Annotated in this window: 10 protein-coding genes; all 10 read left to right on the top strand. The window is 35.3% G+C overall.

Going from position 1 to position 11,831, the window contains the following annotated elements:
• Window positions 1-149: 149 nt before the first annotated feature.
• Window positions 150-968, top strand: a complete 819-nt coding sequence (nifH, locus tag CLLU_RS16435; protein ID WP_106010855.1) for a nitrogenase iron protein — start codon at window positions 150-152, stop codon at window positions 966-968.
• A 90-nt stretch (window positions 969-1,058) separates the two neighbouring features.
• Window positions 1,059-2,450, top strand: a complete 1,392-nt coding sequence (gene vnfD, locus CLLU_RS16430) for a nitrogenase vanadium-iron protein, alpha chain (RefSeq protein WP_106010854.1) — start codon at window positions 1,059-1,061, stop codon at window positions 2,448-2,450.
• Between the two features lie 6 nt (window positions 2,451-2,456).
• Window positions 2,457-2,801 (top strand): Fe-only/vanadium nitrogenase subunit delta, encoded by a 345-nt coding sequence (locus tag CLLU_RS16425; protein ID WP_106010853.1) that lies wholly within the window; start codon window positions 2,457-2,459, stop codon window positions 2,799-2,801.
• A 35-nt stretch (window positions 2,802-2,836) separates the two neighbouring features.
• Complete coding sequence (locus CLLU_RS16420; RefSeq protein WP_106010852.1) at window positions 2,837-4,222, top strand: nitrogenase component 1; 1,386 nt, start codon at window positions 2,837-2,839, stop codon at window positions 4,220-4,222.
• Window positions 4,223-4,314: 92 nt separating this feature from the next.
• Complete coding sequence (locus CLLU_RS16415) at window positions 4,315-5,841, top strand: nitrogenase component 1 (RefSeq protein ID WP_106010851.1); 1,527 nt, start codon at window positions 4,315-4,317, stop codon at window positions 5,839-5,841.
• Entirely contained in the window at window positions 5,826-7,175 is a 1,350-nt protein-coding gene (locus CLLU_RS16410; protein ID WP_106010850.1) for a nitrogenase component 1, read from the top strand. Before CLLU_RS16415 ends, CLLU_RS16410 begins: the two co-directional genes overlap by 16 nt.
• A gap of 68 nt (window positions 7,176-7,243) precedes the next feature.
• On the top strand, window positions 7,244-8,725 hold the full coding sequence (locus tag CLLU_RS16405; protein WP_106010849.1) for a nitrogenase component 1: 1,482 nt from the start codon (window positions 7,244-7,246) through the stop codon (window positions 8,723-8,725).
• Window positions 8,715-9,893 carry a nitrogenase component 1 gene (locus tag CLLU_RS16400; protein WP_106010848.1) on the top strand — a complete coding sequence of 393 codons (1,179 nt, stop codon included), beginning with the start codon at window positions 8,715-8,717 and terminating at the stop codon, window positions 9,891-9,893. Before CLLU_RS16405 ends, CLLU_RS16400 begins: the two co-directional genes overlap by 11 nt.
• 30 nt (window positions 9,894-9,923) lie before the next feature.
• Entirely contained in the window at window positions 9,924-10,979 is a 1,056-nt protein-coding gene (locus tag CLLU_RS16395; RefSeq protein ID WP_106010847.1) for a FecCD family ABC transporter permease, read from the top strand.
• 7 nt (window positions 10,980-10,986) lie between these two features.
• Complete coding sequence (locus tag CLLU_RS16390; RefSeq protein ID WP_106010846.1) at window positions 10,987-11,751, top strand: ABC transporter ATP-binding protein; 765 nt, start codon at window positions 10,987-10,989, stop codon at window positions 11,749-11,751.
• Window positions 11,752-11,831 lie beyond the last annotated feature (80 nt).

Below are 11,831 nucleotides of genomic sequence, written 5' to 3'. Positions count from 1 at the left end.
TTTTTATAATTTAATAAAAAATATTGAAAAAATATTGACATTTAATAAAAATTGAAATATAATCAAACGAAATAATACAAAACACATCTAAATGGAAAATATATTGTTTTGATATATTTAATTGCATAAAATTTTAGGAGGAATGATCAATGAGACAGGTAGCTATTTATGGAAAAGGTGGAATTGGAAAATCCACTACAACGCAAAATCTTACTTCAGGGCTGGCAGAAATGGGAAAGCACATAATGGTAGTAGGTTGTGATCCAAAAGCTGATTCAACTAGACTTCTAATGGGTGGACTAGCTCAGAAGACAGTTTTGGATACCCTGAGAGAAGAAGGTGAGGATGTAGATCTGGATTCAATATTGAAAAAGGGATTTGAGAACATAAAATGTGTTGAATCCGGTGGACCGGAGCCGGGAGTCGGCTGTGCCGGAAGAGGTATTATAACTTCTATTAATATGCTGGAGCAGCTGGGAGCTTATACGGATGATCTGGACTATGTTTTTTATGATGTATTAGGTGATGTTGTCTGTGGTGGATTTGCAATGCCTATACGTGAAGGAAAGGCCCAGGAAATATATATAGTAGCCAGCGGTGAGATGATGGCCATGTATGCGGCAAACAACATATCAAAAGGCATAAGCAAATTTGCAAATGCAGGTGGAGTCAGATTGGGAGGTATAATATGCAACAGCAGAAAAGTTGCCAATGAAAGAGAACTTCTTGATGCATTTGCAAAGAAACTGGGAAGTCAGCTTATATATTTTGTACCGAGAAGCCCGGAGGTTACAGAGGCGGAGATAAACAAGCAGACGGTTATACAGTATAATCCAAAAGCCAAGCAGGCAGATGAATACAGGTCACTTGCCCAGGCTATAGATGGAAACGACATGTTTGTAATACCAAAGCCAATGGCCCAGGATGAGCTGGAAGCCATAATGATGGAACATGGTCTTATGGATTGAAACGCAACTTGTTTCTGTACTTCTGTACTATGAATTTGATAAACATTATAGGCAGATAACTGAATAAATTTTAAGAATGGAGGTATAGCTATGCCGTTAAAATTATTTAAATGTGATGAAACAATACCCGAAAGAAAAAAACATGTTTATATAAAAAAACAGGGAGAAGATTTAACTCAATATCTACCAGCTTCAAATATAGCTACTATTCCTGGAACATTATCGGAAAGAGGATGCAGTTATTGCGGAGCTAAACTGGTAATAGGCGGGGTCCTTAAAGATACTATAAATTTAGTTCATGGACCTGTGGGATGTACTTATAATACATGGCACACGAAGCGTTATCCAAGTGACAATGGCAACTTTCAATTAAAATATGCCTATTCAACGGATGTAAAAGAAAGGAATGTTGTATTTGGCGGCCAGAAAAAATTAAAAGATAGTATAAAGGAAGCTTTTGCTGCTTTTCCTGATATAAAGAGAATGATAGTTTATGTGACTTGTGCTACGGCATTGATTGGTGATGATATAAAATCAATTGCCGGAGAAGTTGAAAATGAACTTGGGGATGTAGATATATTTTGCGTATTGTGTCCGGGGTTTGCAGGAGTCAGTCAATCAAAAGGACATCATGAATTCAATATAAATTTTATGAAGGAAAAGGTGGGAACTTATGAACCCAAAATAACCAGTCCATATACCATAAATATTATTGGTGATTACAATATTCAAGGAGATACTTTTGTTCTAGATAAATATTTTAAGAAAATGGGGATACAGGTCATAGGGTATTTTACAGGAAATGGGACTTACGATGGACTTAGAGGCATGCACAGGGCTAAATTAAGTGTTACAAACTGTGCCAGATCTGCAGGATATATAGCTAATGAATTAAAAAAGAAATATGGAATACCGAGGATGGACATTGATTCCTGGGGTTTTAGATACGGAGTGGAAGGCCTGAGAAAAATAGGAGCATTTTTCGGAATTGAAGACAAGGCTGAAGAAATAATTGCGGAAGAAACAGCTAAGTGGAAAGACAAACTGGACTGGTATAAAGAAAGGTTGAAAAACAAAAAAGTTTGTATATGGACAGGGGGACCGAGGTTGTGGCACTGGACCAAGTCCCTGGAAGATGATCTTGGAATGAAAGTAGTGGCTATGTCGTCTAAATTTGGTCATCAGGAAGATTTCGAAAAGGTAATATCCCGTGGGAGAAAAGATACCATATACATTGATGATGGAAATGAGCTTGAGTTTTTTGAAGTGATAGATATGGTCAAACCTGATGTTATATTGACAGGACCTAGAGTTGGCGACCTTGTAAAAAAGGTACATGTGCCTTATATCAACGGACATGGATATCACAATGGACCGTATATGGGATTTGAAGGTGCTGTAAATATGGCCAGGGATTTGTATAATGCTATAAACTCCCCGCTCTGGAAACTTGCAGGAAAAGATATAAGTAAGGAGGCATAAAGGATTATGGATGAAAAAGCTGATAAATTGAGCGCATTTATTTTAGAGAGATGCTTGTGGCAGTTTCACTCTAGGTCTTGGGACAGGGAAGAAAATATAAATGGCATTTTAGGTGTAGTTACGAATTTGTTATTGAACCAAAAAGATAAGATATCTACTGAAACATTGATGGAGAAATATTTTTATGCTGATGGTAAAGTCCTCACCGATGAATTCAAGGAAAAGTTTCCATGGCTGGAGGATATAGATGCGGAAAAAAAGAAGGAAATAATGGAAGATGTCAAAAAGAAAATTACTGAGATTGCAGTTGACAAATCGAGAAATGAAGAACTGAGAGTTCCATTTTATTAATTAATGGCAAATTAAATTATTCAAGAGGTGATAAAATGTCTGTTACAATAAATCGAAGGAAACGTTCAGGTATAATAAATCCTATTTTTGACTGTCAGCCGTGTGGTGCACAATTTGCAAGTATAGGTGTGAAAAATTGCATACCCCTAGTACATGGTGGACAGGGATGCTGTACTTTTGTCAGATTATTATTTGCCCAGCACTTCAAAGAAAATTTTGATATTGCTTCTTCTTCCCTACATGAAGACGCAGCTGTTTTCGGCGGAAAAAAAAGAATTGAAGATGGTGTACAGACTCTTGTAGATAGATATCCGGATTTGAAGGTTATTCCTGTTATAACTACATGTTCTACAGAAACTATTGGTGACGATGTAGAAGGAACGGTTAAAAAAATGAGTGAAAAACTGGCGGAAGAATATCCCGATAGAAAAGTTGAGATAATCCCGATGCACACACCAAGTTATAGTGGCAGCCAGGTAAGTGGATACGATGTAGCAATTAAAGCATTCGTTTCCGAACTGGCTGAAAAAGGTGAGCCAAATGGTAAATTAAATATAATTACCGGGTGGATAAATCCTGGAGATGTATCCGAAATAAAATATATATTAAATGAAATGAAAGTGGAAGGTAATATATTGCTGGATACTGAGAGCTTTGATACTCCGATTATGCCGGATAAATCCAGCTTTGCGTATGGAAGTACAACCATAGAGGACATTGCAGGCAGTGCCAATGCTATTGGAACAATAGCTGTATGCAAATATGAAGGCGGAGATGCAGCTAAGCTGTTGGAGGATAAATTCAATGTGCCTGCCGTAGTTGATTCCATGCCTGTAGGGATAGAAAATACAGATAGATTTATTAAAAATATAAGCAGGCTTACAGGTAAAAATATCCCACAATCACTGGTTGTGGAGCGCGGAAGAGCTATAAATGCCATGGCTGATCTTGCACATATGTTTTTGGCAGATAAAAAAGTTGCTATTTACGGTGATCCGGATTTAGTTATGGGACTTGCGGATTTTTGTATAGAATGCGAACTACAGCCTGTACTCCTTTTGTTCGGCGATGATAATAAAGGTTATGAAAAAGATCCTAGATTGAGTAAATTAGAAGAAAAGGCAAATTGTGATATAGAAGTTGTTTGCAATGCTGATTTGTGGGAATTGGAAACAAGAATAAAAAATAAATCCGTTGATCTTGACCTGATTATGGGACATTCCAAAGGAAGATTTATTGCCATCGACAATGATATACCCATGGTGAGGGTAGGGTTTCCTACTTTTGACAGGGCCGGATTGTGGAAATATCCTGTTGTAGGATACAAGGGAGCGGAAATTCTTGCAGAAACTATTGCAAATACTTTATTTGTGAATATGGAAAATAAGCACGATAGAGAATGGCTGCTGAATGTATGGTAAAAAATAGATAAATCAATAGGTCATAAGTGATGTATAGCCAAGTTTTAAACTTAAAACTTGGCTATACATAAAATTTAGGGAGGGAATAAATTATGTCGATTATAGCTGATAGTGTAAAATTTCACGGAAAACTCAGTGAACTTTATGAACTGGCTAAAAAAGGGAAAATTGAAACCAATCTGCAGGGAAGCCATACCAGACCGTGCAAGTTTTGGACTGCTACTAAAATTTTAAGTGGTATAAAGAATTCCATTATTATTACACATGGACCCAGTGGATGTGCTTATGGTGTAAAACAGGCCTATAAACTTACAAATTGTCGTAACAGCGGTCAAACTTATGAACCAGTTATAAGCACAAATATAGGGGAAAAAAATGTTATCTATGGGGGAGCCAAGGAATTATGGGGTGCTATTAAGGAAGTAGACAAGAAATACAGTCCCGAAGTTATTTTTGTGGCCACTAGCTGTGCTACAGGTATCATAGGAGATAATGTTGACAGCATTATAGAAAAAATGGAATCAGAAGTAAATGCCAGGTTGATGTCAATACACTGTGAAGGTTTTTCAGGGGAATACAGGAGTGGTTTCGATCTTGTATTTAAGCAAATAGTGAATCTAATGGATGAGCCTACTGAACAGAGTAGAGCAGAAATGTCACATATGGTTAATATTGTAGGCGGTAAAATGGGGGCTGAAAGAACTGAGGTGGATACAGATGTAAAAGAACTGATAAGACTTATAAAAGGTATGGGAGCAGAAGTGAATTCAGTTATTGCAGGAAATTGTACTTTATCAGAGATCAAAAGAGCTCCCAGCGTGGCCGTTAATTGTGCCTTATGCCTTGATATAGGCTATGCTATAGGTAAATCTATGGAAGAAAAATTCGGTACGCCTATTAATTCTACAATACTTCCCTATGGAATTGCGGCAACGGAAAGGTGGATCAGGGGAGCAGCAAAGTATTTGAATATGGAAAAAGAAGCTGAAGATTTAATTGAGAAGGAGTATATGTTCATAAAGAAAGAATTTGAAGAAAGCAAAAAATATTTAAAAGGTAAAATCGGTATTGTTGAAGGACATGATGCTGTGAAGTCTCTGTCCATTGCCCATATGTTAAAATGTGATTTTGAAATGAGACCAATTATATTCAATTTCCATCCCTGGAGTACAGAAGCAAGACGGACGAGCATAGATTATCTGCTGGAAACGGGTATAGACCCTGAGATATTGATAACGAAAGGAACACTTGCCTTTGGCAAATATGAATCCATGAGGCAGACAGAAGATGAGCTGCTGCTCTTTCTTGGGGACATGGATATAAAATCTCTAGTATATTTTGGATCTTCGCTGAGCTTTCCCAATATACCGGTAATAGATCTGAATGCTATATTAAATCGTCCAAGATTCGGCTACAGAGGTGCCTTGAAAGTTGCAAAGTGTATCAATACTGCATTACAGTATTCATTCAGGCCGAGAAGCTTTTTATACAAGACAATGGTATTTCCAAAAAATTGTGGATTATCATCAGCTAAATCACTGACACCAAAATTGAGTCAGGATTTGCCTGATTGTACAGTATATGCTCATGGGAGGCGAGGACAGTGTATGATGAAATAACTTTTGAAGAATGCAAGTACAGTAAGGATCCTATCATAAGTTGTGCTTTGGAAGGTGTGGCCAGTGTTGTAGCTGGAATAAAAGAAGCAAGCGTGGTAATCCATTCACCACAAGGCTGTGCCGCAACTGTAGGAACGGCCTATGATAAACATGAAGTTGATTTTACAAAAAGAAAAATAGGATGTACGCGTTTATTTGAATCCGATGTTATATTGGGCGCTTCAGAAAAGCTGGTGAATTTGATAAAGGAAGCAGACAGCACATTCAACTCTAAGGTCATGTTTGTGATTGGTACGTGTGCTGCAGATATCATAGGTGAAGATATAGAAGGTATATGCAGAGAAGTACAGTCCAATGTCAATGCAAGGCTTATTCCCATTATGGCTGGAGGGTTTCGCGGAAATAGTTATGATGGATTGAATATAGGTTTGAATTCTCTGCTGCCTTTAATAAAAAAATTTGATGTGAAAAATAAGAAGAGTGTTAATATTGTGGCACCACAGGCCAATTCAAATCCTACATGGTGGTCTGATTTAAAATGGGTTATTGATATTTTTGAGAAATTAGGAATTAAGGTGCAGACAGTACTGTCAAAAGATATGTCGATTTTTGATTTAAGAAATGCAGGAAAAGCATCTGCCAATATAGTTTTAAGTCATGATGCAGGTTATGAATTTGCACAGGAAATGCAGAGAATTCATGGAATACCTTTAATTCTTGATGACATACCTTTGCCTATTGGCTTAAAAAATACAGCAAGATGGCTTAGACGATTAGGTGAGTATTTTGATGTAAGTAAAGAAGTGGATACCATTGTAAAAATGGGGGAGAAAAAGGTAATGGATCTTCTTAGGAAGAGGGCACTTATGATGATTCCACGCTATCATAATTGTAAAATAGTTCTATCTGCCGATGCTACTATGGGAATCGGACTGATTAGAATGTTATTCGAAGAACTAGAAATGATTCCGGAGGTTATATTAATTAGGTCCGATATATATCAATCGCGAAATATTTTAAAAAATGAACTGCGTTCTCTGGGTATATCATCTGCTAAAGTTGCTTTTGGAGTAGATGGATATCAGATAAAAGAAGTCTTGAAAAATACTGATGCAGATGCGGTCTTTGGTTCAGCCTGGGAGAAGTATATGGCTAAAGAGGTTGGAATTAGAATTGCTTTTGATGTGTTGAGTCCGACAAATTTAGATATTTACGTGGATAAACCTTATTTTGGATATGATGGGATGCTAAATATTTTGGAGGTAGTTGCAAATGACTGGGAAAGAGCTTTTCGTTCAAAGGAAATTGACAGTGAACAATATTCATATAAATAAGATGACAATCTGGAAAGCTGGGTAGTATATCATTAAAAGAAATATTCATTATAGAAAGGAGGGGTAAAATGGAGACAAATTTAAGGGAGTTTTATAAAAATAGTTATCTATATGATAGAATCCCATATGTTCATGAGTTTACACCAAGTGGAAAAGTTTCTGGAGCTATATTTGCGATTTCAACAATTAAAAATGCAATACCTATTTTACACGGTTCTAGTGGATGTGGATTTCATTACAGATATGTTTGTAGAAGGAGTTGGCAGCCTGCATATAATCTAAAATGCACAGGGTTAGAAGAGAGAGATATCATAATGGGAGGAAGTGGGAAATTAAAAAAGACAATTATTGAGACAGTGAGAAGATATAATCCATCATTAATTGGCATTATTCCAGCATCTTCTGTGGATATGACTAATGACGATATAGAAGGAGTTATTAAAGAGATACAGCCGGAAATTGCTTGCAAGCTGATATATGTCAGGTCAGAGAGAATTTCGCATGCTGATAAGAGAGGCAATGCAAGAAGAAGTTTTTATGAAAATAATATTGGTAAGGGAAAAATTCATGATGGTAATTTGAAAAGCTGTGGATTTTCAGAGGCTATGGAAGCAATAGTTCGAAATATAATGAAACCTCAAGAAGTAGATAGTAGACTGGTAAATATATGCGGCTTTTACTGGGGGATTCATGAAGATGCCATGATAAATGGTGTAAAGAAAGAATTTAAAAATATGGGAATAAAAATAAATGCGTTTATACCGAACTGTTCTGTGGGAGAACTGGAAACAGCACCCAGAGCATTACTTAATATAGTAAGCAGCCGTATTAAATGGGTAATAAAAATGAAGGAATTGTATGGAACGGAATTTATAATAGTCAAAAATGAAGATTATGGCTATAGAGGTTTAAGTGGAATTGAAGAATTTTATATAGATATAGCTGAGAAAATTGGATTATATGAGAGATTAAATAAATATTTGAATGGACGAAAAGTTGATATTGAAAAGAATTTAAAAAAACAACTGCTTCAGATAAGTAAATATACTTGTGCTATATGTTGTGAAAATTTTAGATATATATATAAGCTGATTTATTTTTATGGTCGTGTACTAAAACTAAAAATAAAATATATAGTTGTTGCAGTTAAGCAAAATAGGTACATGAGTTTGTTTCCTGAAGATACATTATTTAAGATGGCAAAAGAAAATATAATGAAGGGTTTAGGCGAACTGGATTATGAAGTTGATTGGGAAGTTAATTTTAGTGAACGGAAAATAACTAAATTTGAAGAAAATGTAGATTTATGTATTGGAGATATGTATAATCAAAATTCTGGACATATCAATCCGCCATCGTTTATGCCGTTGGATTTTGATAATTATGAAAAATTTATTTTCAATTATATAGATAGGATTAATAGAACTGTTTTTAACAAAAACAGAAGTTTTTTAAGTGATTATAGTAATGTGAATTTTAATGAGGAAGTGAGTAGAAAAATGTGGGATATTCTCTGGCTGCAGAGAGAAGGAAAAAAATGTGGATTGTGACAATGAATGTGGATTGTTTGGAGCATACAGGGTAGTTATAAGCATTAAAGATTCTGTAATTTTGATTCATTCGACAGTTGGCTGCAATTGGGGTACCCTGGCATTTCATATCTCATCGAAAATAAATGATATAAGGCAGACATCTACAGTTATATATGAAGAAGAGATAATAAATGGAGGAGAAAAGATTTTAGAGGAAGCTTTAAAGAATGCAGTGAAACTGTATAAAGCAAAAATTATCTATGTAATAACTGGATGTATACCTGAAATGATAAATGATGATGCTGAAAAAGTTATTAGCAGGTTTAAGCAGAAAAACAATTTAAAAAATATTTTTCTGCTGAAGGAGCCGGGTTTTAGTGATGAGGGTGTGAAGGGCAGCAAGAATGCATTTAAATTATTAATAGATGAAATGATACAAAAAAAAATAATTGAAAATTCAGTTAATTTGATAGGCTTTTTCTCTGATGATTATAAGATTGATTCCGATCTGGTTAATATAGAAAATATGCTGAAAGATTCAGTATATATAAATTCAATTTTCCCCTATGACTGCTACCAGAATATTATGAAAATACCATCAGCCAGTTTAAATGTGGTATTGTATGGGTTTGAGTTTGTCGGAGAAATGTTAAAGCAAAAATTTGGAACTCCATATATAATTGTCAACTATCCGTATGGAGTAGCGGGCAGCAGGATTTTTGTCAATAAAATATTGGGGTCACTGCATATTGAAGTTTCTGGGAATTTCTGTGGAAAGGAGATATCATCTTTAGAATTGTTAAATAGATTTCGACCATTTGCAGATGATTTTAAAGGGATGCCTGTAGCTGTTTTAGGAGATAAAGCAAGAATATACGGCCTAAAAAATTTTCTGGAAATTGAGCTGGGAATGTTTGTAGATGTTTTAACTGATACTGAACAAAAAAGAGATAGGGAAATAATACGAGATGAAGTGATTAGATCTGATTCAATAATGATTTTTGGATCATCTTTTGATAGGGAATTAGCTAATGAGCTGGATATTCCTTTTTTACAATATACTTACCCGGTATTTGACAAGTTCAGCATAAGTAAAAGTGGGTATGCTGGGCTGGAAGGAGCCATATTTTTACTTGAGGACATATTGAATTTGGTTTATTTTTATAAACTCATTTCGAAATGCTGACCAGAATTAATTTGGAAGGAGGGAAAAATTGTGGATATAAGCTCTAAAAAAATTGTTGTTGGAAAGTCTCAAAATTACAAGTTAGCCATTATGCGAAAAGTAATAGTATTGATGATCTTAATACTGCTTGTATTAACAAGTTTCGTAATTGATCTCTCAACTGGGCCGGCAATGCTGAATATTTTCGATGTAATCACTTCATTGACAAACCCTGAGTCACTGGGCAGGAAAGTGAATATAATTGTCAGGGTAATTAGAGTACCAATAGCAACTATGGCACTATTGGCCGGGGCAGGATTAGCAGTTGCAGGTATGGAGATGCAGACTATACTTAATAATAATCTTGCTAGTCCCTATACACTTGGAATATCTTCGGCAGCATCTTTTGGAGCATCATTGTCTCTGATTTTTGGATATGCATTTTTGCCTAAATCCATGAACAATTACGCTACTCCCATATTTGCTTTTGCATTCTCGTTAATATCATCCTTTTTTATTTATACTATTGGAAAAGCAAGAAAGGACAGGGGAACCATAATTTTGGCGGGGATTGCAATAAGCTTTATGTTTACAGCATTAAATTCTATTCTTGTATATTTTGTACCAGATGAAATTTTAAGAAATATAAGTAATTGGTCACAGGGATCTATTTTAGGAGCTTCATGGCAGCAGGATACAATAGTTTTTATAGTACTTGTAATAGTTATACCAATTCTTTTTAGAGAATCATGGAAACTGACATCATTATGCATGGGGGAAAATACTGCAGCAGCATTAGGAATTAATGTGGAAAATTTAAGAACAAAAGTTTTGATATTGTCTTCATTGATAACATCTATTGCGGTTTGTTTTGTTGGAACCATAGGTTTTATTGGGCTGGTTGCACCTTATATAGCAAAATCTCTGGTAGGGGAAGAACAAAGATTTTTTATTCCAGCGTCTATGCTTACCGGGGCCTTTATGCTGTCAGTTTCATCGGTAATGAGCAAGGTTGCCATAGCTGGAGTGCAGATTCCACTGGGAATAATTACTTCAATTATAGGTATTCCATTTCTATTGGTACTTATTTTAAAACAAGGCAGGTGAGATGAGTATGACTCTTAGAGTACAGAATATTAATTATAGATGCTCTTCTAAATTTTCGTTGAATAATATCAGTTTGACTTTTGATAATAATGTAACTGCCATTATAGGTCCGAATGGCTCAGGGAAGTCTACACTTATTAAATGTATTTTAAACATATACAAATGTGATGGTGAAATGTATTACCGGGGTGAAAGACTTGAGAAGCAGAAAAAAGGATTTATTAAACAAAAGGTGGGCTATTTGCCGCAGACATCACAAAATGATGCTTCAATTACTGCTTTTGAAGCTGTGCTTTTAGGGCTTATGAACACACTGACTCTTAAGGTCAGCAAAAAGCAGGAGCGGAAGGTGAATGATATTCTAGATGCTTTTGAACTGCAGCATCTGGCAAAAAATAAAATCAACGAATTAAGTGGTGGACAGCTTCAAATGGTGCTGCTGGCTCAAGCAATAATTAAAGAACCAGAAATTCTAATATTGGATGAACCATTGAATAATCTGGATATACATCGTCAATTTTCATTGCTCAATACGATATCAAATTTAGCATATGATAAAAAAATGATTGTGATAATTGTGATGCACGATATAAATCTGGCCTCAAGGTATGCTGACAATATTGTTGTTATGAAAGACGGTAGTGTTTATTCTCATGGAGCACCTGAAAAAGTCCTTACAAGAGAGATGATAAGAGAAATATATAAAATTGATAGTGAAATATATGTAACTCAACTTTCGCAGGAGAAAAGCGATAGCTTTTCCTTGATATAACAAGGCAAAGCCTTAATAAAACTATCGATTATGAGGTCAATAATCTCTTTTGAAAGTAAAACTTTTTCTTTTAATATATC

This window comes from Clostridium luticellarii, assembly GCF_002995845.1.
In the GTDB taxonomy this organism is placed as follows: Bacteria; Bacillota; Clostridia; order Clostridiales; family Clostridiaceae; genus Clostridium_B; species Clostridium_B luticellarii.
The sequence above is the reverse complement of the archived record's forward strand: the minus strand, read 5'-3'. Positions and strand labels throughout refer to the sequence as shown.